The sequence below is a fragment of the Paraburkholderia phenoliruptrix genome (assembly GCF_019511605.1).
GTDB lineage: Bacteria > Pseudomonadota > Gammaproteobacteria > Burkholderiales > Burkholderiaceae > Paraburkholderia > Paraburkholderia phenoliruptrix_A.
The window spans coordinates 438225-459565 of sequence record NZ_JAEUAV010000002.1 but is presented as its reverse complement, the minus strand read 5'-3'; the positions used below and the strand labels follow the sequence as shown (position 1 = coordinate 459565).

Here is a 21341-nt window from a genome sequence, read left to right as displayed (position 1 = left end):
CCCGGCTCACGCAGCCTGTTGCGCGCGCGCCGGAAACCACACGCTCACGACGAGGCCGCCGCCGCGCGCATCGCTCAGCTCGACGCGCGCCTCGTGCACCCGCGCGATCTCGCGCACGATCGACAGCCCAAGCCCGCTGCCCTCCACTGCCTGCGTCGCCTCGCTGCGATAGAAGCGCTCGAATACCGCGTCGCGTTCGCTCGCGGCAATGCCCGGTCCATTGTCGATGACCTGAAGCAGCGGCGCGCCATCTTCGCATGCGACCCGCACGGTAATGACCGCGCCGTCGCCCGAATAACGGATCGCGTTGTCGATCAGATTGCCCGCCAGTTCCGCGAGCAGATCGGCCTGCCCCGTCACGTCGATGCGCGTGTCCTCTTCGAAGCCCAGATCGATGCCGCGCGAGCGCGCCACCGGCGACCAGTCGAGCGTGACGCTGCGCGCCACCTTGTGCAGCGGCACCGCGGCATGCCTGACGGTGTAGCCGCTGTCCGCATCCAGCCGCGACAGCGACAGCAACTGCTGCACGATGCGCACGGCCTGCTGCACCGCGCGATTCAGGCGCCGCAGATGGACACCCTCGCGCCGCGGGCCTGCCCCACTCTCTTGCCCACCGTCCAGATCGCGCAGCGCCAGTTCGGACTCCGCCTGAATCACCGCCAGGGGCGTTTTCAACTGATGCGCGGCGTCGTTGAAAAAGCGCCGCCGCGACAACTGCATGTTGCGCGTGCGGCCAATGTACTGGTTGATCGAATCGACGAGCGGCGCGACTTCGCTCGGCAGACCGACGGTGTCGAGCGGCGTGGGATCGTCTTCGGCGCGCGCCGCGACTTTTGCCGACAGACGGTTGAGCGGCCGCAAGCCGCGCGCGACGCCGAGCCACACAATGCCGAGCGCGAGCATGACGAGCAGCCCTTCCTGCTGCAGAGAGCCGGTGAGAATCTCGCGCGCGAGCGCCTGGCGCGGCTCGATCGTCTCGCCCACTCTCACCAGCACCACGCGGGTTTGCGCGGTGGGCACGTCGTGCACCGGCAGCCTGAGAAAAGCGACGCGCAACGGACGGCCGCGAAACACATCGTCGTAGAACTGGACGCTGAAGGGCTCGGCCGGCATCTTGACCGTTTCGGGCAGATCGGGATAACCCGTGATCACGCGGCCATGTTCCTCGCGAATCTGATAGTAGATGTTGCCGCCGCCGTTCGACTCGAACATTTCCAGCGCGAGATAAGGCAGATCGACCTCGATGCGTCCATCGCGCAGACGTACGCCGTCGCGAATGGAGCGCAACGCGAATTCGAGCGTGCGGTCGAATGCGGCGTGCGCCGCGTTCATTGCACGTTGATAGGTGAGCCAGGCATCGAGCGCGAGCAGCAACAGCAGCGGCAACAGCAACCACAGCGCAACCCGCACGCGCAGGTTCGGCCGTGTCATGGCGTGCGCGCTTCGAGCAGATAGCCGAGGCCGCGCAACGTGACGATGCCGACCGAACTGCGTTCGAGCTTCTTGCGCAAACGGTGCACGTAGATTTCGATGGCGTCCGCGTTGACCGATTCGTCGAGCCCGAAAATTTTCTCCGACAGCGTTTCCTTGTTGATCGCGCGACCGTTGCGCAAGATCAATACTTCGAGCACCGAACGTTCGCGCGGCGTGAGCGCGAGCGGCTCGCCGTCGAGCGTGAAGCTGCGGTCGACGCTGTCGTACACCAGCGTGCCGCATTGGGCACGCGTTGCCTCCTGACCATGACCGCGACGCAGCAGCGCACGCGCTCGCGCTTCGAGTTCAGTGAGCGCGAAAGGCTTGGCGAGATAGTCGTCTGCGCCGAGGTCGAGCCCGCGCACCCGCTCTTCCACCGAGCCGTGCGCGGTCAGCATGAGCACCGGCACCGCGTTGCGGCGCGCACGCAGGCGGCGCAGCACTTCGAGCCCGTCGAGCTTGGGCAGACCAATGTCGAGAATCACCAGCGCGTAGTCTTGCGTGCGCAGTACGTGATCGGCGGATTCGCCGTCATGCATGCAGTCCACAGTGAGTTTCGCACTGGTCAACGCGTCGGTAAGAGAGCGGGAAAGAATCGGATTGTCTTCGACAAGCAGCACACGCATGAACAGAATCCCAGGGAAATCCATGAGGCGATTTCGATCATTGTGACGCATTTCCTTCGAAAAATGAAAGCGATCAGAAAGCGCCTGTCTCTTACCATTCGCCTTCACAAAATCAATATGACATCTTTCTGGAGGAAGACATGCACATCTCTCTGAAGCTTCTCGCCGCCGCTGCGGCGTTCGCCGCAAACGCCGCGTGGGCAGCCTTTCCGGCCGGCTATCCGGGCGACTACCAGGCTACTGTCGACGGCGCGAAGAAAGAAGGCAAGCTGATCGTCTACTCGGTGACCGACACTGCGCTCGTGCGTCCGCTTATCAAGGACTTCGAAAGTCTTTACGGCGTCAAGGTCGAGTACAACGACATGAACAGCACCGAGCTGTACAACCGCTACATCAGCGAGAACGCGGCGAGCAGCACGAGCGCCGACGTGTTGTGGAGCTCGGCTATGGACCTGCAGGTGAAGCTCGTCAACGACGGCCTGATGGCAAGCTACGACTCGCCGGAAGCAAAGCAGTTGCCGCAATGGGCTCAGTACCAGAAGCAGGCGTACGGCACCACCTACGAACCGCTCGCGATCGTCTACAACAAGCGTCTTGTGCCGGCCGGCGAAGTGCCGCAAACGCGCGCCGATCTGATAAAGCTGCTGCAGACCAGGCCCGACCAGTTCAAGGGCAAGGTCACCACTTACGACATCGAAAAGTCCGGCGTCGGCTTCAACTATCTGACTCAGGACGCGCGCGTGAACCCGCAGGTCACGTGGGATCTGGTGAAAGCGATGGGCGCCACCGGGCCCAAGCTGCAGTCGAGCACGGGCGCAATGATGGAACGTATCTCGTCAGGCGAAAACCTGATCGGCTACAACATTCTCGGCTCGTACGCGCTCAGCAAGGCCAAGAAAGATCCGTCCATCGGCTACGTCTACCCGAAAGACTACACGCTCGTGGTGAGCCGCCTCGTCACCATCTCGAAGAAGGCAAAAAATCCGAACGCGGCGAAGCTGTGGGTCGATTATCTGCTGTCGCAGCGCGGCCAGACCCTGCTCGCGAACCAGGCGAGCCTCTTCTCGATCCGCTCGGACGTGGAAGGCGAAACGTCGATGGCCGGCCTCACGAAGCAACTCGGCGACTCCCTCAAGCCGATTCCCATCGGCTCGGGCCTGCTGGTTTATCTCGACCAGTCCAAGCGCCTGGAATTTCTCAAGCAATGGCAACAGTCGATCAAGCGCTAAACGCTTGCCTCTGAGCTAAAGGCTTTCGCCTGACGCCCGCGTTCGCGCCGCCACGCGCGAACGCCTGCGGTTTTCCGTTGAACACCTGTCGATATGCGGCTTTTGTGCCGCAGGGGGACACTCATGCTTTCCACTAGCGCAACCGGGCCTCGCCAAAGCGCGCCGCTCGCGGCCGACGAGGGCCCCATCGGCGCATTGCCGCGCGGCCGTCTGCAACCGCTGGCGGGGCTGCTGCGCTGGCTCGTGGTCGCCGTGCTGACCGTCGCCGTCGCGTTGCCGCTCGGCTTCATTCTGTTTCAGAGCGTGCTGAGCGCGCCGTTCTTCGACGCCAACCGCACGCTTGGCCTCGCGGGCTTCCAGTTCATTTTCAGCGACCCGGACTTCTGGTCCGCGCTGAAGAACTCGTTCGTGATCGCGGGCGGCATGCTGTTCATTTCGATTCCGCTCGGCGGCATTCTCGCGTTCCTGATGGTGCGCACCGACCTGCCTGGCCGCCGCTGGCTCGAACCGCTGCTGCTGACGCCGGTCTTCGTTTCGCCGATGGTGCTCGCCTTCGGCTATGTCGTCGCGGCCGGCCCGGTCGGCTTCTATTCGGTCTGGTGGAAGGCGCTCTTCGGCAGCGCCGAAGCGCCGTGGACCGTGTACTCGATTCTCGCGATCACGGTGATCGTCGGCCTCACGCACGTGCCGCACGTGTACCTGTATTCGTCGGCGGCGCTGCGCAATCTCGGCTCGGACGTCGAAGAAGCCGCGCGCGTCGCCGGGGCGCGCCCGTTTCGCGTCGCCCTCGACGTGAGTCTGCCGATGACGCTGCCCGCGCTCCTCTTCGCTGGCGTGCTGGTGTTCTTCCTCGGCTTCGAGGTATTCGGTCTGCCGCTCGTGCTCGGCGACCCCGAAGGCCACCTCGTGCTCGCCACTTATCTGTACAAGCTCACCAACAAGCTCGGCGTGCCGTCGTATCACCTGATGGCAGCGGTCGCGGTGTGCATCGTCGCTATCACGTTTCCGCTCGTGCTGCTGCAACGCCGGCTGCTCAGGCGTGCGAACCGCTTCGTCACGGTGAAGGGCAAGGCCGGCCGCCAGACCGTGTTGCCGCTCGGCGCATGGCGTTGGGTCGCGCTGGCAATCGTGGCCCTGTGGTTGTTGCTGACGGTGTTTGTGCCGCTTTCGGGCATCACGCTGCGCGCGTTCGTCACCAACTGGGGCGAAGGCGTGCGTCTTGCCGACGTGCTCACGCTCGCCAACTTCACCGAACTGTTCGAACAGGACAACCTGGTTCGCGCGATCCTCAACACGCTCGGCATCGGCGTGCTCGGCGGCGCGCTCGCGGTCGGCTTCTATTCGCTGGTGGCGTTCGCCGGTCATCGCCGCAACGACTGGGCAACGCGTCTGCTCGACTACCTGGTGCTGCTGCCGCGCGCGGTGCCGGGGCTGCTCGCCGGTCTCGCGTTCCTGTGGATCTTCCTGTTCGTGCCCGGTGTGAAAGAACTGAAGAACTCGATGTGGAGCATCTGGATCGCATACACGGTCGTGTGGCTCGCATACGGCATGCGTCTGATTCAAAGCGCGCTGCTGCAGGTCGGCCCCGAACTGGAGGAAGCCGGGCGCAGCGTCGGCGGCACGCGTGCCCGCGTCAGCCTCGACGTCACATTGCCGCTCGTGCGCTTCGGTCTGCTCGCGGCGTGGCTGCTGATCTTCATGATCTTCGAGCGCGAATATTCGACCGCTGTCTATCTGCTGTCCCCCGGCACCGAGGTGATCGGCGCGCTGCTCGTGTCGCTGTGGGCGACCGGCGCGGTCGATCAGGTCGCGGCGCTTTCTGTCATCAACATTGCGATGGTCGGCGCCGGGCTCGGCGTGGCCCTGCGCTTCGGAGTGAAACTTCATGGATAAGCTCTCGGTCGACAATCTCTTTCTGAGCTATGGCGACAACCCGATTCTCAAGGGCGTGTCGTTCCAGTTGAATCCCGGCGAAGTGGTATGCCTGCTCGGTGCGTCCGGCAGCGGCAAGACCACCCTGCTGCGCGCGGTCGCCGGCCTGGAGCAGCCTTCGTCGGGCCGCATAGAACTCGACGGCAAGGTGTTCTACGACGGCGCTGCGCGCGTCGATCTGCCGGTCGAACAACGCTCGCTCGGGCTTGTGTTCCAGTCGTATGCGCTGTGGCCGCATCGCACCGTGGCGGATAACGTCGGCTATGGGCTGAAGCTGCGTCGTGTCTCGTCTGCCGAACAAAAGAAGCGCGTGCAAAGCGCGCTCGATCAACTCGGGCTCGGTCATCTCGCAGCGCGCTACCCGTATCAGCTTTCCGGCGGCCAGCAGCAGCGCGTCGCGATTGCGCGCGCGCTGGTCTACAACCCGCCCGTCATTCTGCTGGACGAACCGCTTTCCAACCTCGACGCCAAGCTGCGCGAAGAAGCGCGCGCATGGCTGCGCGAGCTGATCGTCTCGCTCGGGTTGTCGGCGCTTTGCGTGACGCACGACCAGACCGAAGCGATGGCGATGTCCGATCGCATCCTGCTGCTGCGCAACGGCCGCATCGAACAGGAAGGCACGCCCGCGCAACTGTATGGCGCGCCGCGCTCGCTCTACACCGCCGAGTTCATGGGCAGCAATAACCGCATCGACGCACGCGTGGCCGCGGTGGACGGCGAGCGCGTCACGTTGGCCGGCGACGGCTGGCAGTTGCAGGCGCAAGCGCGCGAGCCGCTGAGCGCCGGGCAGCAGGCACAAGCCGTGATTCGCCTCGAGCGCGTGCAGGTGGCCGACGGCCCCGGCGCGAACCGCCTCGAAGCGGAGCTCATCACGTCGATGTATCTCGGCGACCGCTGGGAGTACCTGTTCCACTGCGGCGAGCTGCGTCTGCGCGCGTTCGGCAACGTGCCGCGCGCAGCGGGGCGCCACTGGATCGAATTTCCGGCGAACGACTGCTGGGCGTTCGCCCAGGCGAGTTGACAGGCCGGCACGGCGCCGAGCCGCTTTGCAGAATCACCCATTGAAGTAGAAAAAGCAGTTATAGGAGACTGTTGATGAAGTTGAGCATCAGGAAGAAGACCCTCGGCGCGACCTGCGCCGGCCTCGCGGGTTTTGCCGGTCTGGCGGGCTTGGCGGGTTGGACGACCAGCGCGCATGCGCAGTCGAGCGTGACCTTGTACGGCATTGTCGACGCGGGTGTCGAATACGTGAACCATGCGAGCGCGGACGGCGGCGCGACGCGCCTCGTGTCCGGCGGCAAGAACACGTCGCGCTGGGGTCTGCGCGGCGTGGAGGATCTGGGCGGCGGCCTGAAGGCGGTCTTCCAGTTGGAAAGCGGCATCAACATCGCGAACGGCCAGTTCGACGACGGCCCCGGCGCGATCTTCGACCGGCGCGCGACCATCGGCCTGAAAAACCGCTTCGGGCAGATCACGCTTGGCCGCACCTTCACGACCACCTACGACTACATGCTGCAGTTCGACCCGATGGGCTACGCGCCCAACTACTCGTGGGCGACTTCATCCACGGCGACGGGCGCCCGCAAGGACGGCATGTTCACGCGCTCGGCCAACGCCGTGCGTTACGACGGCACCTTCTCCGGCTTCAAACTCGGCGCCATGTACGGCTTTGGCAACGTGCCCGGCAGCATGAAATCCAGTTCGAAATACGACTTCGCCGTGGGCTACGAGAACGGTCCGTTTGCGGCCGTGGTCACCTTCGACCGGCAGAACGGCGCGAACGACAGCGTGACGCCCGCCGACACCACCAATTACATCCAGGGCATTCACGCCGGTCTGAGCTACGACTTCGGCGCGGTGAAGGCGATGGCCGGCTACCGCAACTACCGGCGCACCTTCCACACGGCCACACCGACGCTGCGCAGCGACATGTACTGGATCGGCGGCCAGTACGAGATCACGCCGTTCTTCTCGCTATTCGGCGCGGTCTATCACCAGGACATCAAGAACGCGAGCGACGCAGACCCGACGCTCATTTCGCTGCGCGGCCAATATGCGCTCTCCAAGCGCACGGTGCTGTATCTGGCGGGCGGCTATGCGATGGCCAAGCACGACAATGCCGTCAGCTTATCGCGCGATCTGACCGGCGCAGCGGACACGCAAACAGGCGTGACCGCCGGTATTCAGCACCGGTTCTAAAAGCGCTGCGGGTGCGGCACGCGAGCCCTGCCTTCCATGTGAAATGACAAAGGCGCGCCGGGCGGTTCATCTCCCGGCGCGCCTTGCGTTTCGTCGTTCAAGCCCGCACCTCGCGCGTGATCTTGAAGACATGGGCGCCGCGCGGAAAGGCGCGGCGTTTTCCGTCGATCAGAAATTGAAGTTGTCGATATTGCTCGCGTCGAAGGTGGTCGGCGGTCCGAGAATGATTTCGCCTTGCGCGCCGATGGTGCGCTTGCCGAGCTTGCCTGCGTCGAACGACTCGCCCTCCTTGCCGCTGATCGTGCCCGAAGCGAGTGCCGCCGCCGCATAACCGGCGAGATAGCCCAACTGATTCGGGTCCCACAACTGGAATGCCTTCACCGTGCCGTTTTTCACGAACGCGCGCATCTGGTTCGGCGTGCCGAGCCCGGTTACCGCGACCTTGCCCTTGCTCGACGACGACGAGATATAACGCGCGGCCGCCGCTATGCCGACCGTGGTCGGCGCGACTATCGCCTTCAGATTCGGATACGCCTGCAGCAGACCTTGCGTCTCGACGAACGACTTCTGATCGTCGTCGTTGCCGTACGCAATCTTGACGAGCTTGATCTTCGAATACTCCGGCTTTTTCAGTTCCTCCTGCATCCACTTGATCCACGTGTTCTGATTGGTCGCATTCGGCGTGGCGGACAGCACCGCGAACTCGCCCTCGCCGCCCATCAGCTTCGACACGAGCTGAATCTGCCCGCGGCCGATGCCCTCCGCGTTCGCCTGGTTGACGAACAGTTGCCGGCCTTCCGGCGCCGTGTCCGAGTCGAAGGTGACGACCTTGATGCCTTGCGACATCGCCTTCTTTAGGTACGGCACGACGGCGTTCGCGTCGTTGGCGGCGATCACGATCGCGTCCTGACGCTGCGTGATCAGCGTGTTGATGTACTGCACCTGCGACGACGCGCCCGCATCCGACGGCCCTACCACTTTGCCCGTGCCGCCGAATTCCTTGATGGCGGCCATGCCGCCGTCGTCGGCAATCACTTCGTAGGGGTTGTTGATCTGCTTCGGCACGAACGCTATTTTCAGGCCGTTTTTCAGGCCGGCCGCAGACGTCGCGCAACTGATCGCGAGCAATGCTGCGCAGAGCGCCGCCGCGCCGGTGTGACGTAGGGGTTTGAACATGACGTGTCTCCTGCTTGTTGTTGGACGAAGTGGTGTCCGGGTTTTGATGGTCAAGCTATGAAGAAGAAGCCGACCTGGCGATGAAACGCCGGTCGCGCGCCGCGCGCCAACGGGCGACCAGGTTCGGTATCAGCACGGAGGCGAGCAGCAGCACGCCCGTAACAATCGTGAGCGTCTCGCTGGAAACGTCGTCGAGCGTCAAGGCGTTTTTCAGCACGCCGATAATCAGCAGCGACAACAGCACCCCGATCATCGAACCGCGTCCGCCGAAAATGCTCACGCCGCCGAACAGCACCGCCGCGATCACGGACAACTCGAAGCCCTCGCCGTTGTCGCCGCGCGCGCTCGTGAAGCGCAACGTGTAGATCACGCCCGCGAGCCCGCTCATCAAACCGGACAGCACGAAAAGGCGCAGCCTGATTTTCGCGACCTCGATGCCGGAGAACGCCGCGGCGGTGGGATTCGCGCCGATCGCATACAGACTGCGGCCGAACGCCGTGGCTTGCAGCAGCACGGTGAACAGCACCGCGCCGACAATCACAATTGCAAACGGCAACGGAATGAACGTCGCGCCGAGCGTATCCATGCCGAACGCGGTGTACGCAGGCGGAAAGTCGGCTACGGCCTGATCCCCGAGCAGCACATAAGCAAGGCCGCGAAACAGCGCGAGCGTGCCGATCGTGACCGCAAGCGAAGGCAGATTCAGCTTGACGATGACAAGACCGTTCAGCAAGCCCGCCAGCGCGCCTGCGACCAGCACGAGCGCGATCACGACCGGCATCGGCAAGCCCATGTGCCACAGCACGCCCATCAATGCGCTTGACGCGCCGAGCACCGAAGCCACCGAAAGATCGATCTCGGCGGCAACGATGATCAGCGTCATCGGCAACGCGATCAACGCGATCTCGGTGAGGTCGGCGAGCACGTTGCTCAGGTTCGCGCCCGTCAGAAACACCGGCGAGAGCACGCGTCCGAGTGCCAGCGAAGCTATCAGTACGATTGCCAGCAGCGCTTCCCATTGCAGCGGCGTTTCGCGTTTGCGCGTGAGCAGCGCGGAATCGGGTTTAGCCATGATCGCGTTTCCTCATCATGCGTTTGGCGACGGAGCGGGCCAGCAAGGTGTCGGCGGTGATCGCGGCAACGATCAACGCGCCTTCTATCGCCTGCTCCCAGAATGGCGAGACATGCAGCACGACGAGCGCGATACTGATCACGCCCAGCACGAGCGCACCGAGCGTGGCACCGAGAATCGTACCGACGCCGCCGGTGATGGCGACGCTGCCCACCACGGCCGCCGCCACCACTTGCAGTTCGATGCCTTTCGCGGTGCTGGCGTCCACGGTGCCGAAGCGCGCGAGCCACAACGCGCCTGCAAAGCCGGCAATCGCCCCGGACAGCAGAAAGCCCGCCATTACGCGCCGCTCGACATTCACGCCGGCAAGACGCGCGGCCTCGGGATTGGAGCCGATTGCGTAATGCTCGCGACCGCCGCGAAACTGCTTCAGGTAGAGCGCAAGCGCGAGCAGCACGACGAGCGAGATCAGCGCAAGCGTCGGTATGCCGAAGAGCGTGCCGGTGGCAAGGCGCGAAAACGCTTCGGGAAGACTGGTTGCGTTGATCTGTCCGCCATGCACCCACGCGTAGTCCGCGCCGCGAAAAATGTAGAGCGTGGAGAGTGTGGCGACCAGCGACGGCACGCGGCCCACCGCCACCAGCAACGCGTTGATGCCGCCCGCCACGAGGCCGATGGCGAGCCCCGCCGCGAGCGCGACGATCACGGGCATGTGCGGGAAAGCGACGTAGAGGCTACCCACCGCATAGGCGCTGATGCCGACCGTCGAGCCGACCGACAGGTCTATATGGCGCATCAGGATCACCACGGTCATGCCCGCTGTCAGCAGACTGATGATCGACACGTTGAGCAACACGTCGCGCAGGTTCTGCATGTTCAGGAATTGCGGCCGCGCGAGCGCGGTGCCGGCAATCAGCAGAATCAGCACGATGAAGAGCGTCGTCTCGCGGCTCTTCGCGAGACTCGCGGCAAGCCCGCGAGGCGAACTCACGGCGCGCCTTGCGGGCGGCGGCGCCTGCACCGGCGCCGAGTGTGTCGAAGAATGGCGCATCATGCGGCCCGTCCGTAAGGTGCCATGGTTTGCCTGAGTGCCGCGGCCATGATGCGTTCCTCGTCGGCCTCGGCGCGCGCAATCTCCGCGCTGATACGCCCCTCGTGCATGACGAGCACGCGGTCGGCCATGCCCAGCACTTCGGGCAATTCGCTGGAAATCATCAGCACCGCCATGCCGTCGCGCACCAGTTCGGCGAGCGCGCCATACACTTCGGCTTTTGCGCCCACGTCGATACCGCGTGTGGGTTCGTCGATAATCAGCACTTTCGGGCCGGTTGCAAGCCACTTGCCGAGCACCACCTTCTGCTGGTTGCCGCCTGACAGCGTGCCCACCGGCGCATGCGGATCACCCGCTTTCAGACGCAGCCGCGTGCCCCAGCGGTTCGCCAGTTGCGTCTCGCTGCGCGTGGTGATGAGACCGTGCCGGACGAGCCGGCCGAGTACCGTCATCGACGCATTGCGCGCGATACTCAGCTCGAGCGCGAGTCCTTGTTGCCGACGGTCCTCCGGCACGAGTGCGAGTCCCGCGCGCACAGCAGCGGCAGGACTGCCGGTGCGAAGACGCTGGCCGCCCACTAGGACTTCACCGGCATCCAGCGGATCGATGCCGAAGATGGCGCGCGCCACTTCACTGCGCCCGGCGCCGACCAGCCCGGCGAGCGCGACGATCTCTCCCGCGCGAACGTCGAACGAAATGTCCTTGAAAACACCCACGCGCGTGAGGCCGCGCACCGCGAGCCGCACTTCGCCAGGCGGGCGCTCCGCTTTCGGATAGAAGGTTTCCAGATCGCGGCCAACCATCTTTGCGACGATGGCCTCGGTGCTCAGATCGGCGGTGAGGCCGTCGAAGACCTTGGCGCCGTCGCGCATGATGGTGACGCGCTGCGTCAGCGCAAAGACTTCGTCTAGCCTGTGCGTGATGAAAAGAATCGCCACGTCGCGCTCGCGCAGCTTGCGCACGATCGCAAAGAGCCGTTCTACTTCCGGCAGCGACAATGCGGCCGTCGGTTCGTCCATGATCAGCACGTTTGCGTTCAGCGACAGCGCCTTCGCAATTTCAATTACCTGCTGGTCCGCAATCGACAAACCGCGTACCAGTTGATCCGCGCGCAGATCGACACCGAGCGAGGCGAGCAGGCCATCCACTTCGCGGCGCATCGCGTCGTATTGAATACGGCCGATGCGGTCCACCGGCTGCCTGCCCATGAAGATGTTTTCCGCAATGGAGAGGTCGAAGAACAGCGTGGGTTCCTGGTAGATCACTGCGAGCCCGGCATCGCGCGCTTCGGCAGGCGTCGCGAAGCGGCGCGCCACGCCGTCGACGAACAGCTCGCCGCTATCCGGTTGATGCACGCCCGCCAGAATCTTGACGAGCGTCGACTTGCCCGCGCCGTTCTCGCCGAGCAATGCATGCACTTCGCCGGGCCAAAGCGCGAGGTCACCGTCAGACAGTGCGCGCACGCGCCCGAACGACTTGCTCGCATGCCGCAATTCAAGCCTCGGCCGGGCATGAGCTGTTGAGGGTTGCTGCACTGCGTGTCTCCTTCGGTTGCGTGGACAGGCCCGTATGCTGTGCTGCGGGGTTGCTGCGGATTTGCTTCGCATTTCCTACGCGTTTGCTTTAGCGTTGCGGCGGTTCGCCGGATGCAGCCCTGGCTGCATCAGATGCGATAGAAGCGCTCCGCATTACCGCAAAAGAGCGCGTCTTTCTCCGCTACGCTCGCTCCTTCCACGATTGCCGCATACGCATGCCACAAGTCCGCATAAGAGCCGAACAAACGGTCGACGGGAAAGTTCGATGCAAACATCGCGCGCTCGACACCGAACGCGTCGATCGTTTCGAGCACGTAGGGCCGCAGGCTCTCCACCGTCCATTGATGATCGAACATCGCGAGTCCGCTGATTTTTACCCACACGTTCCTGCAACCGGCGAGCATGCGCATGCCGTCGCGCCATGCGCGATAACCGGCTACGCTGTTGCGGTCCACGAACATGCCCGCATGATTGACGGCGAACAGCGTGTCGGCGTGTGTGCGCGCGAGCGCCGCAGCCTCTTCCATTTGCGACGGGTAGAGTTGCAGGTCGAAAGAAAGGTCGTGTCGGCGCAGCAGCGCGAAGTTTTCACGCCACTGCGGCTCGCGCATATAGTGACGGCCCACATAATCGAAGAGCCTGTTCTCGTGCACATTGAGAATCTGGCGGATGCCGCGCGTATTCGCAAACGACGCATGCGCTTCGAGCCAGGCCGGCGCGTTCGGCGCGGCAAGGTCCACCGCGGCGACTATCGCATTGGGCATGCCGCGCGATTGCGCTTCATCTGCAATGGACTGCAGCCAGCGCGTTTCCTCCACCGGATCGGCAGGATCGTGATTCGCTTCCACGTGCACGAGTTTTTTCACTTCGATGTCGCCTGCTTCGGCGAGCAGGTCGTCGAGCAGATAGTCGTGCTTGAGGTCGCGAGCGTCGCCGACGAACGACACGCCAGGATTTTCCAGCCACGGATAACGATGCGTTTTCAGGTCCCACAAGTGGATATGCGAATCGACAACCTGCATGCGGTGCCTCCGGCAATTCAAGCGTGGACAGCGTGAAGATCAGTTGAGCGGACCCAGGCGGAACACCTGTTCCAACGGTTGCTGCAGCGGCGTACGGTCGGCGGCGGTATGCATGATGTCCGCCATGTAATCCCACCACTTGCGCATGACTTCGAGTTGCGGGAGCGCGTCCATCGTGTGCTGCGAGGTGCGCGTGAGCACGGCGAAAAGGTGGTCGGTGCCGGGATCGAAAAAAATGCGGTAGTCGCGCACGCCGGCGTTGTGCAACGCGTCAACCAGCTGCGGCCAGATCTGCGCGTGGCGGCGCTCGTATTCCTCGCGCATGCCGGGGTTGAGCACCATCCGGAAAGCGATTGTCTCCATTGCGGCTGTCTCTTCGTTATTGGCGCTTTCGCGGCGCAGCGCCTGCAAAGACTATAATTCGTGCGTCGATAGCATCTCAATCCGTTGTTCTGATTGGGCGATCCACAAACCGAATCGCACCGGACCATGAGCCAACTCTCAGCAACCGTCGCACTCGTTAATCGGCTCAAGTTCAAACACCTCGCGCTGCTCGTCGCGCTCGACGACGCGCGCAATCTCCATCAGGCCGCTGAAGCCGTCAACGTCGCGCAGCCGAGCGCAAGCCGCATGCTTGGCGACATCGAGGAAGCCTTCGGCTTTCTGCTGTTCGAGCGCAACGCGCGCGGCATGACGCCCACGCCGCTTGGCGTCGTCACGCTGGCCTACGCACGGCGGGCGCTTGCCGAACTGACGCGCTTTGCCGAAGACCTCGAAGTCAAGCGCCGCGGCGGCCACGGTCAGTTGACGGTGGGCGCGATCATGGGCGCCGCGCCCGATCTGATGGCCATGGCCGTTGCCGCGCTGAAGACCGAAAGCCCGCTGCTGAACGTGCGCATACTCGGCGAAACCAGCGACCAGGTCGTGCAGTTGCTGCATCGCCGCGAAGTGGACCTTGCGCTTGGCCGCCTGACAAGTCCCTTGCAACACAACGATTTCAGTTTCGAGCCGCTCGCGCGCGAGACCCTGCTGCTGGTGGTGCGCTCGGTGCATCCGCTGGCAAGCCGCACGCACATCACGTTGCGCGAACTGATCGACTGGCCTTGGGTCGCCCAGCCGGTGACCAGTCCGGCGCGCGTGCTGTTCGAAGAAGAGCTGGCGCGTGCCGGGCTGGCCACGCCGGTCAACCTCACTGAATGCGCGTCGATTTTCGCGACGCTGCAATTGCTCGAGAACTACGACGCGGTGGCCATGCTGCCCGAGTCCGTGGTGCGCGACCACGTGCGCGGCAAGCTGCTGGTCGCGCTGCCGCTCGAAATCGGCAAGAGTCTCGCGGGCTTCGGCATTCTGACGCGCAAGGAAGAGCCGCTCGCCGAACCGGCGCTGCGCTTCATCGAGCTGCTGCGCGGTTTTTCCCGGCGACTTGCGCGCGACGGCACCGCCGCTTCCACGCAAGCTGCGAATGCTTCGGCGCCGGTTAGTTGACAGCGGCATTTCGCGTCATTGCAGATTGACGAACAGACCGCCGTCGACAAGCAACGCCGCGCCCGTCACATAGCGCGCGCGGTCCGATGCGAGAAACACCACGCACTCGGCGACATCTTCCGGACGGCCGAGGCGTCCGAGCGGAATGCGCTTTTCGAAGTAGGCCTTCTTGGCTTCGTCCGCTAGATCTTCGGCGTTCAGGTCCGTGGCGATCGTGCCCGGCATGACCGAATTGCAGCGAATGCCGTACGGCCCCAATGCGACCGCGCACGACTGCATCAGCGAATGAACGCCGGCCTTGGTCGGCGTGTAGTGCGTCTGCATGCCGCCGCCCACCAACGCGCTGATAGAACTCGTCGCAACGATCGCGCCGCCGGTGCCTTGCGCTTTCATCTGCTGCGCAGCGGCTTGCGTGACATAGAACGCGCCGTTCAGATTCACCGCGACGGTGGACTCCAATACGTCCGCCGGCATCTCGAGAAATGCATGGAACGGACAAATACCCGCGTTGCTTGCGAGCACATCCACCTTGCCGAATGCCGCGACCGTCTCGCGCACCAGTTGCTGGCCCGTTTCGCGCGCGGCAACGTTGCCTTCGACTGCGATCACGCGCCGCCCGAGCGCCTCGATTTGCCCGACCACTTCCGCGACGGCCGAGCGGCGTCCATACGACGCGTCGTTATCGCCCCAGTAGTTGATCGCGACGTCCGCGCCTTCGGTTGCGCACGCAACGGCTATCGCGCGCCCGATGCCGCGCGAGCCGCCGGTGACGATCACCACCTTATCCTTGAGCAGCACGTGATTCCCCTCTCAGTAGATGCGGATAGAACCGGATGCGCGAGGCCCGATCAACGCGGATAAGGCCGCACCAAAGCACACTCCGGATTGAGCCGCACGCCGAAGCCCGGCGTGTCCGGCACTTTCATGCGGCCGTTGACCGGCACCGGTTCGTCGAGCAACAGCGGCGTGAACATGGGCACGACTTCGTCGGCCTTGGGCGCCATCATCAGAAACTCGGAGAACGGCGAGTTGTGACGCGTGACGACGAAATGGTAGCTATACACCGACGAGCCATGCGGCACGACCATTACGTTATGCGCGTCGGCCAGCGCCGAAATCTTGATGAGTTCCGTGATGCCGCCGCACCAGCCCACGTCCGGCTGGATCAGGTCGCAGCATTGCATCTCGAGCAGCATGCGAAAGCCCCAGCGCGTGGCTTCGTGCTCGCCCGTGGACACCATCATGCCGCGCGGCACGTTGCGGCGCAGTTCGGCGTAACCCCAGTAGTCGTCAGGCGGCAGGCACTCTTCGATCCACTTGAGCCCATACTCGTGAGCGGCTTGTGCAAGGCGCGTCGCGTACGGCACGTCCAGACTCATCCAGCAGTCGTACATCAGCCAGAAGTCGTCGCCGACGCGGCTGCGCATGTCCGCGAGTTTCTCGAGATTGAGCTTCAGTCCTGCCTCGCCTTCCGCCGGCCCGTGCTGCAACGGCAGTTTTCCGCCGATAAATCCCATCTGCTTCGCGAGGTCGGGACGCGCACCCGTCGCGTAGAACACCAGTTCGTCGCGCACCGGGCCGCCCAGCAGTTGATACACCGGCTCCTTGCGCACCTTGGCGAGCAGGTCCCACAACGCGAGATCCACACCGGAAATCGTATTGAGCACCACCCCTTTGCGCCCGTAGTAAAGCGTGGAGTAGTACATCTGATCCCACATCTTCTCGATGTCGGTGACCAGTTGACCCTCCAGAAAACGTGCGAGGTGCTTCTCGACGATGAACGCGCCAATCTCGCCGCCCGTCGTCACCGCGAAGCCAACGGTGCCGTCGCTCGCTTCTATTTCGACCACGAGCGTGCCCAGCACATTGATGCCGAATGACTGGCGGCTCTGGCGATACTCCGGATAGCGCGCCATCGGCGTGGAAATATGATCGTCGATCCAGTGTCCGCCGGGCTGGTCGTGATAGTCCGCTCCGCCGCCGCGAACGATGAAGGCACGCACGTGCCGGATAGTGGGCATGGCCATGAGAGAGAGGCTCCGTGATTGACGTCGAACGTGTCGCCTGACACGCGCCTAGCGGGCGCGATGCAGCAAGTCGTGAACTGCACCGGGCGCCTCTGCGCCGTCGCGCCGCAACAGCGTGCCGATCAGCAACGCAGCAAGCAGACTGGAGCAGCCGAGCACCACCAGTCCCGCCGATGTGGATGCAAACACGCGCTCCGCGGCGGTCCGCAAGCTGGGCGCGATAAAGCCACCCAGGCTGCCAAGCGAGTTGATGAGCGCAATGCCACCGGCGGCCGCCGCGCCGGTCAGCAAGCGCGTCGGGAAGGTCCAGAAAAGCGGTTGTGCGGCAATGAAACCGCTTGCCGTGCAACACAGCGCAACAAGACCGATGGCCGGGTTATGAGCGAGCCCCGACACGCCAATGCCAAGACCGGCCACCACGAGCAATGCGAACGCCCAGCGGCGGTGGCCACCCGTGCGATCCGCGCGGCGAGGCACGTACCAGGTTACGGCGAGCGCGCACAGCCACGGCAATGCAGCGACCAGGCCGACATGAAAGCCGACCGTCGTACCGAGCAACGCGGCGACCTGTTGCGGCAGATAGAAAATCACGCCGTACACGCTCATCTGGATCAGCAAATAGATGAGCGAGAGCAGCAACACACGCGGGTCCACCAGCGCGGCAAGAATGCGATGCGGCCCGTGCGCGGAGGCAGCGCGCGCGTCTTCATCGAGAGCCGCGCGCAAGCTCATGCGCTCTTGCGCGTCGAGCCAGCGAGCATCTTCCGGACGATTGTCGAGATACCAGAATGCCCACACGCCGACGAGCGATGCCAGGATGCCTTCGACAAGAAACAGCCACTGCCAGCCCGCGAGGCCGAGTGCGCCATGCAGTTCGAGCAGCGAGCCCGATAGCGGACTGCCGAAAATGAAAGCCAGCGGCGCACCGAAATAGAACACGCCGACTGCCCGCGCACGCGCACGTTGCGGAAACCAGTGCGTGAGGTAATAAATGACGCCGGGGAAGAATCCCGCCTCGGCGACGCCGAGCAAAAACCGCAGGCTATAGAACGCGGCAGCGGTATGCGCAAGACTCATTGCCGCCGATACCAGACCCCACGTCACCATGATGCGGCACATCCATGCTCGCGCGCCGACACGATGCAGCAGCAGATTGCTTGGCACTTCGAACAGTGCATAGCCGACGAAGAACACGCCCGCGCCGAACGCGAACGCGGCGTTCGACAGACCGGTGTCGTGCTGCAGCGCCTTCTGCGCGAAGCCGATGTTCGCACGGTCCAGAAACGCCAGCACGTACATCAATAACAGGAACGGCAACAGCCGGCGCATGACCTTGCTGTTGATTGCTTCGAGAGAAGCGCTCGCATGGGGGTCCATGTCGTCTCCTTCGCGCAGCTCGCCTGTGCGGCTGCGCTTTTTGGTTTGGTACGGCTTGCGCTTTCGGCAGCGCGGGTCGGCATGAACTGACGCGCAGGGTCGTCGGTCGGCGCGCCGCCGCGCGCGGCATGCTCAGTAAGTCGCGCGTCCGCCCGACAGGTCGAACACCGAACCAGTACTGAATGCACAGTCTTCAGAGGCGAGCCAGAGAATCAGCGACGCCGCTTCTTCCGGCAACAGGAAGCGGTTCATCGGAATCTTCGAGAGCATGTAGTCGATGTGCTGTTGCGACATCGAGTCGAAAATCTCAGTCTTTGCGGCCGCGGGCGTCACCGCGTTGACAAGGATGTTTTTCGTCGCGAGTTCCTTGCCGAGCGATTTGGTCAGGCCGATGAGCCCCGCCTTCGAAGCGCTGTAGTGCGACGCGTTCGGGTTGCCCTCCTTCCCAGCAACGGACGCGATATTGACGATGCGCCCATAGCCCTGCTTCAGCATTTGCGGCACGACCGCTCGGCAGGTGAGATACGGGCCGATCAGATTCACGTCGATCACGCGGCGCCACACGTCGGGCTCGAGTTCCCAGGTCGTGCCGTTGCCGCCGGTAATGCCCGCGCAGTTGATAAGCACGTCGATCGCGCCGTGCTCGCGGACGGTCTGCGCGACGGCTTGCTCAACCGCCGCTTCCTGCGTGAGTTCGACGGTGACCGCCGTCACCTTGCCGCGTTCGCTCAACTCGCGCTGACTGCGCGCAAGGCGCTCGGCGTCGATGTCCCAGAGCGCGACCGAGGCGCCCGAGTCCAGCGCCCGTTGCGCCACTGCATAGCCGATCCCGCGCGCGCCGCCGGTAATGGCCACCACGCGTCCTTCAAGGTCGATCCGGTTCATTTGCGTCTCCAGCGTTGGTGTTGTCGTGTCCGCGTTTCACGCAATATACGGGCGCGCCGATGCGGCAACAATCCGAGAATTGGAGAGGTTGATAACAAAAGTGAATCGGGGTCGGCAGTTCCCGATGTGGCGCGAGAATTCGCGCATCCACGAATACGTGTGCCAGGAGGGCGACGGATTCAGCAGCAAGGGGCATCGCGCGTGAGCATCCAGCGCAGCGCCTTTATGACCGTCGCAGCACAGCGACGACGTTCGAAAACGGTGACGAACACAAGATGACGGAGTTCCGTCATGACAGATGCTTCTCATCGGGCCATGATCAAGCACCGTGCTCGTGGAGAAGCCATCATGTCGCTAATTCCGTTCCGTGTGAACATTCCGGATGAAGACCTTGCGCGCATCGGCGAACGCATCAAGTCTTTCCGGTGGAATCACTTCCCTGAACCGTATGAGGCCGCCGACTGGCGGTATGGACCACCGGCTGCCTGGATGCGCACGTTGTGCAATTACTGGCTGACCGACTACCAATGGCGGGAGGCAGAGCGAAACATCAACACAGTCGAACATTGCCTGGCGAAGATCGGCGATCAGGAAATACACGTCATACATGAGCGCGGATCCGGCGCGTGCCCGCGCCCGCTCCTGCTCGTTCATGGCTGGCCCTATTCGTTCGCCAGCTACCTGCACCTGATCGAGCCGCTTGCCCACCCGGAACGCTTCGGCGGCCACCGTGACGACGCATTCAGCGTCGTCATACCCTCCCTGCCTGGATTCGGCTTCTCGCCGCCACCGGTGGCGCCCGTCGGCCCCCGGCGCATCGCGTCCATTTTCAATCAGTTGATGACGGATATGCTCGGCTACGACGAGTACCTGGTACACGGCGGAGACTGGGGTAGCGCCGTCGCGGAGATGCTTGGGTTACATCATCCCGCGAGTATCCGCGGGATCCACCTCACCATGCTCAGTGTTCGTCATCATGGCGCCGCCCCTCGCAGCGGTTCGGTGGGCGCGGCTCCCGGACCGACGGAACGCTCGTTCGCCGCACGCGAGGCCGAGCTGTGGAAGAATAAGAGTGCCTACGCGCGCATCCAGGCAACGAAGCCACTGAAGCTGGCATATTCGATGTTCGATAGCCCGGTTGGAGTCGCTGCCTGGATTGCGGAAGCATTTCACGCATGGTCAGACTTGTCGCAGCGCCCGTTCAGCGATGCAATATCAATGGACCGGCTTCTGACAGAGATCATGCTTTACCTCATCACGGACAATTTCGGCCCGTCCACCTGGATCTATGTCGCCGAGCCGCTTGAGGGCTAGCGCTTGACGCCTCTTTCGTTGAACGCGACGCTCATCCACAAAGGCGTGTCATTGTTCGGTGCCTGTTCAGCACGGCTCATGCATACGGCTCCTCAGAGATCGTCTTCCTCAACCCAGTCCGTAAAGCGCATGGCGCGCTCCACAGATCACCGCCCTGGCGGCTCCAACGCGTGGATCGGAAAGAGAAATCACAGAAAGAACGCAGATTAGCAAGAAGGCAGCGGCAAGAATCCAATCGTCAACCATCCATCCGGTACTGTCGAGTGACCATTCATGGCCGCACCCTGCCCCCGACCGTACGCGACGACCATCTCAGGCACGCTTAATACAATCGGCATGATTCGAGCCCAAACCGCCTCTCGCTGACATCCACCTTCGCGTGCCTGCTTCCTGATTGGCGTCGCTGCACGCTTGCCTGTCCAACTAAGCGCACCTTGTCACGACAGATCCTGGCCAACCATCATTCGATGCCCGTCCGGTGTCCCTACGAGAAATTCGCGCATGCCGTGTGGCCTATCGACCGGAGGCTGCAGAATGATTGCGCCGCGACTAACCAGTTCTTCGTGAAGTGCGTCGGCATTCGTTACTTTCAGGTAGCCGAAATAGCTATGGTCACCGGTCGCGGATGGTGCGATTGCGTCGGGGCAATGGCCCAGCATGATCCGCACGGCGCCCCTGGTAGCGAGTTGCCAACCCGTACCTTCCGGCCACTCAAGGCGAAAGCCGAGGGCGTCGCGAAAGTATGAGGCGCTGGATACGAGATCAGGCACCGCGAGTACGAACGAAAACGATGTGATATCGGTGAGTGGCTCAGTCATCGGATTGATCCCGTTCGGTTGAACGTCAGCTAGCGTTGGCCGACCGATTGTCGCCGATTCTGCTCCGTGCGTCGAATGACTCTTCATGGCCGGATATACCCCGGTGCGTTTCGCATCCGT

At 63.5% G+C, this 21341-nt stretch carries 19 protein-coding genes; 6 read left to right on the top strand and 13 right to left on the bottom strand.

From position 1 onward, the window contains the following. Window positions 1-6: 6 nt before the first annotated feature. Window positions 7-1431, bottom strand: coding sequence for a sensor histidine kinase (locus tag JNB89_RS05770; protein ID WP_220361584.1), 1425 nt, complete (start codon window positions 1429-1431; stop codon window positions 7-9). Then, window positions 1428-2099: a response regulator gene (locus JNB89_RS05765; protein WP_041729717.1), complete on the bottom strand. Its 672-nt coding sequence runs from the start codon at window positions 2097-2099 to the stop codon at window positions 1428-1430. Before JNB89_RS05765 ends, JNB89_RS05770 begins: the two co-directional genes overlap by 4 nt. A 140-nt stretch (window positions 2100-2239) precedes the next feature. Between JNB89_RS05765 and JNB89_RS05760 the strand changes: the two genes are divergently transcribed. From JNB89_RS05760 to JNB89_RS05745, 4 genes are all read left to right on the top strand, one after another. Beyond that, on the top strand, window positions 2240-3328 hold the full coding sequence (locus JNB89_RS05760; protein WP_013342999.1) for an ABC transporter substrate-binding protein: 1089 nt from the start codon (window positions 2240-2242) through the stop codon (window positions 3326-3328). A 123-nt stretch (window positions 3329-3451) separates the two neighbouring features. Then, complete coding sequence (locus JNB89_RS05755; protein WP_220361583.1) at window positions 3452-5221, top strand: ABC transporter permease; 1770 nt, start codon at window positions 3452-3454, stop codon at window positions 5219-5221. Continuing rightward, a complete protein-coding gene (locus JNB89_RS05750; RefSeq protein ID WP_013342997.1) occupies window positions 5214-6281 on the top strand; it encodes an ABC transporter ATP-binding protein in 1068 nt (355 codons plus the stop codon). Before JNB89_RS05755 ends, JNB89_RS05750 begins: the two co-directional genes overlap by 8 nt. A gap of 74 nt (window positions 6282-6355) precedes the next feature. Next, window positions 6356-7459 (top strand): porin, encoded by a 1104-nt coding sequence (locus JNB89_RS05745; RefSeq protein WP_013342996.1) that lies wholly within the window; start codon window positions 6356-6358, stop codon window positions 7457-7459. A gap of 168 nt (window positions 7460-7627) precedes the next feature. Here the strand turns inward: JNB89_RS05745 and rhaS are convergent, their stop codons facing one another. From rhaS to JNB89_RS05715, 6 genes are all read right to left on the bottom strand, one after another. Next, on the bottom strand, window positions 7628-8635 hold the full coding sequence (gene rhaS / locus JNB89_RS05740; protein WP_013342995.1) for a rhamnose ABC transporter substrate-binding protein: 1008 nt from the start codon (window positions 8633-8635) through the stop codon (window positions 7628-7630). A 55-nt stretch (window positions 8636-8690) separates the two neighbouring features. Further along, window positions 8691-9707, bottom strand: a complete 1017-nt coding sequence (locus JNB89_RS05735) for an ABC transporter permease (RefSeq protein WP_220361582.1) — start codon at window positions 9705-9707, stop codon at window positions 8691-8693. Beyond that, entirely contained in the window at window positions 9700-10761 is a 1062-nt protein-coding gene (locus JNB89_RS05730) for an ABC transporter permease (RefSeq protein ID WP_220361581.1), read from the bottom strand. The genes JNB89_RS05735 and JNB89_RS05730 overlap by 8 nt, the downstream gene beginning before the upstream one ends. Continuing rightward, a complete protein-coding gene (locus JNB89_RS05725) occupies window positions 10758-12293 on the bottom strand; it encodes a sugar ABC transporter ATP-binding protein (RefSeq protein ID WP_220361580.1) in 1536 nt (511 codons plus the stop codon). The genes JNB89_RS05730 and JNB89_RS05725 overlap by 4 nt, the downstream gene beginning before the upstream one ends. 128 nt (window positions 12294-12421) lie before the next feature. Continuing rightward, window positions 12422-13315, bottom strand: coding sequence for an amidohydrolase family protein (locus tag JNB89_RS05720; RefSeq protein WP_220361579.1), 894 nt, complete (start codon window positions 13313-13315; stop codon window positions 12422-12424). Window positions 13316-13354: 39 nt separating this feature from the next. Beyond that, the gene (locus JNB89_RS05715; protein WP_220361578.1) at window positions 13355-13678 is read right to left on the bottom strand and encodes an L-rhamnose mutarotase; all 324 of its coding nucleotides are present in this window, start codon (window positions 13676-13678) and stop codon (window positions 13355-13357) included. Window positions 13679-13804: 126 nt separating this feature from the next. Here JNB89_RS05715 and JNB89_RS05710 point away from each other — a divergent pair, with 126 nt between their 5' ends. Then, window positions 13805-14800: a LysR family transcriptional regulator gene (locus JNB89_RS05710; RefSeq protein WP_013342989.1), complete on the top strand. Its 996-nt coding sequence runs from the start codon at window positions 13805-13807 to the stop codon at window positions 14798-14800. Window positions 14801-14815: 15 nt separating this feature from the next. Here the strand turns inward: JNB89_RS05710 and JNB89_RS05705 are convergent, their stop codons facing one another. The 4 genes from JNB89_RS05705 to JNB89_RS05690 all read right to left on the bottom strand — a co-directional run bounded on the left by JNB89_RS05705 (window position 14816) and on the right by JNB89_RS05690 (window position 19089). Then, window positions 14816-15598: an SDR family NAD(P)-dependent oxidoreductase gene (locus JNB89_RS05705; RefSeq protein WP_220361577.1), complete on the bottom strand. Its 783-nt coding sequence runs from the start codon at window positions 15596-15598 to the stop codon at window positions 14816-14818. A gap of 50 nt (window positions 15599-15648) precedes the next feature. After that, window positions 15649-16827, bottom strand: coding sequence for an L-rhamnonate dehydratase (gene rhmD, locus JNB89_RS05700; protein ID WP_220361576.1), 1179 nt, complete (start codon window positions 16825-16827; stop codon window positions 15649-15651). 48 nt (window positions 16828-16875) lie between these two features. Beyond that, window positions 16876-18204, bottom strand: coding sequence for an MFS transporter (locus JNB89_RS05695; protein WP_220361575.1), 1329 nt, complete (start codon window positions 18202-18204; stop codon window positions 16876-16878). A gap of 132 nt (window positions 18205-18336) precedes the next feature. Then, a complete protein-coding gene (locus JNB89_RS05690) occupies window positions 18337-19089 on the bottom strand; it encodes an SDR family NAD(P)-dependent oxidoreductase (RefSeq protein WP_135891538.1) in 753 nt (250 codons plus the stop codon). 291 nt (window positions 19090-19380) lie between these two features. On the opposite strand from JNB89_RS05690, the gene JNB89_RS05685 reads away from it, so the two are divergent. Beyond that, a complete protein-coding gene (locus JNB89_RS05685) occupies window positions 19381-20403 on the top strand; it encodes an epoxide hydrolase family protein (protein WP_220361574.1) in 1023 nt (340 codons plus the stop codon). A 437-nt stretch (window positions 20404-20840) separates the two neighbouring features. Here JNB89_RS05685 and JNB89_RS05680 read toward each other — a convergent pair whose 3' ends face one another. Beyond that, on the bottom strand, window positions 20841-21221 hold the full coding sequence (locus JNB89_RS05680; RefSeq protein WP_220361573.1) for a VOC family protein: 381 nt from the start codon (window positions 21219-21221) through the stop codon (window positions 20841-20843). Window positions 21222-21341 lie beyond the last annotated feature (120 nt).

Excerpts from the sequence above, each read along its gene's own strand:
- JNB89_RS05770 (WP_220361584.1), bottom strand. The coding sequence starts at position 1,431 with ATGACACGGCCGAACCTGCGCGTGCGGGTTGCGCTGTGGTTGCTGTTG.
- JNB89_RS05765 (WP_041729717.1), bottom strand. The coding sequence starts at position 2,099 with ATGCGTGTGCTGCTTGTCGAAGACAATCCGATTCTTTCCCGCTCTCTT.
- JNB89_RS05760 (WP_013342999.1), top strand. The coding sequence starts at position 2,240 with ATGCACATCTCTCTGAAGCTTCTCGCCGCCGCTGCGGCGTTCGCCGCA.
- JNB89_RS05755 (WP_220361583.1), top strand. The coding sequence starts at position 3,452 with ATGCTTTCCACTAGCGCAACCGGGCCTCGCCAAAGCGCGCCGCTCGCG.
- JNB89_RS05750 (WP_013342997.1), top strand. The coding sequence starts at position 5,214 with ATGGATAAGCTCTCGGTCGACAATCTCTTTCTGAGCTATGGCGACAAC.
- JNB89_RS05745 (WP_013342996.1), top strand. The coding sequence starts at position 6,356 with ATGAAGTTGAGCATCAGGAAGAAGACCCTCGGCGCGACCTGCGCCGGC.
- rhaS (WP_013342995.1), bottom strand. The coding sequence starts at position 8,635 with ATGTTCAAACCCCTACGTCACACCGGCGCGGCGGCGCTCTGCGCAGCA.
- JNB89_RS05735 (WP_220361582.1), bottom strand. The coding sequence starts at position 9,707 with ATGGCTAAACCCGATTCCGCGCTGCTCACGCGCAAACGCGAAACGCCG.
- JNB89_RS05730 (WP_220361581.1), bottom strand. The coding sequence starts at position 10,761 with ATGATGCGCCATTCTTCGACACACTCGGCGCCGGTGCAGGCGCCGCCG.
- JNB89_RS05720 (WP_220361579.1), bottom strand. The coding sequence starts at position 13,315 with ATGCAGGTTGTCGATTCGCATATCCACTTGTGGGACCTGAAAACGCAT.
- JNB89_RS05715 (WP_220361578.1), bottom strand. The coding sequence starts at position 13,678 with ATGGAGACAATCGCTTTCCGGATGGTGCTCAACCCCGGCATGCGCGAG.
- JNB89_RS05710 (WP_013342989.1), top strand. The coding sequence starts at position 13,805 with ATGAGCCAACTCTCAGCAACCGTCGCACTCGTTAATCGGCTCAAGTTC.
- rhmD (WP_220361576.1), bottom strand. The coding sequence starts at position 16,827 with ATGGCCATGCCCACTATCCGGCACGTGCGTGCCTTCATCGTTCGCGGC.
- JNB89_RS05695 (WP_220361575.1), bottom strand. The coding sequence starts at position 18,204 with ATGGACCCCCATGCGAGCGCTTCTCTCGAAGCAATCAACAGCAAGGTC.
- JNB89_RS05690 (WP_135891538.1), bottom strand. The coding sequence starts at position 19,089 with ATGAACCGGATCGACCTTGAAGGACGCGTGGTGGCCATTACCGGCGGC.
- JNB89_RS05685 (WP_220361574.1), top strand. The coding sequence starts at position 19,381 with ATGACAGATGCTTCTCATCGGGCCATGATCAAGCACCGTGCTCGTGGA.
- JNB89_RS05680 (WP_220361573.1), bottom strand. The coding sequence starts at position 21,221 with ATGACTGAGCCACTCACCGATATCACATCGTTTTCGTTCGTACTCGCG.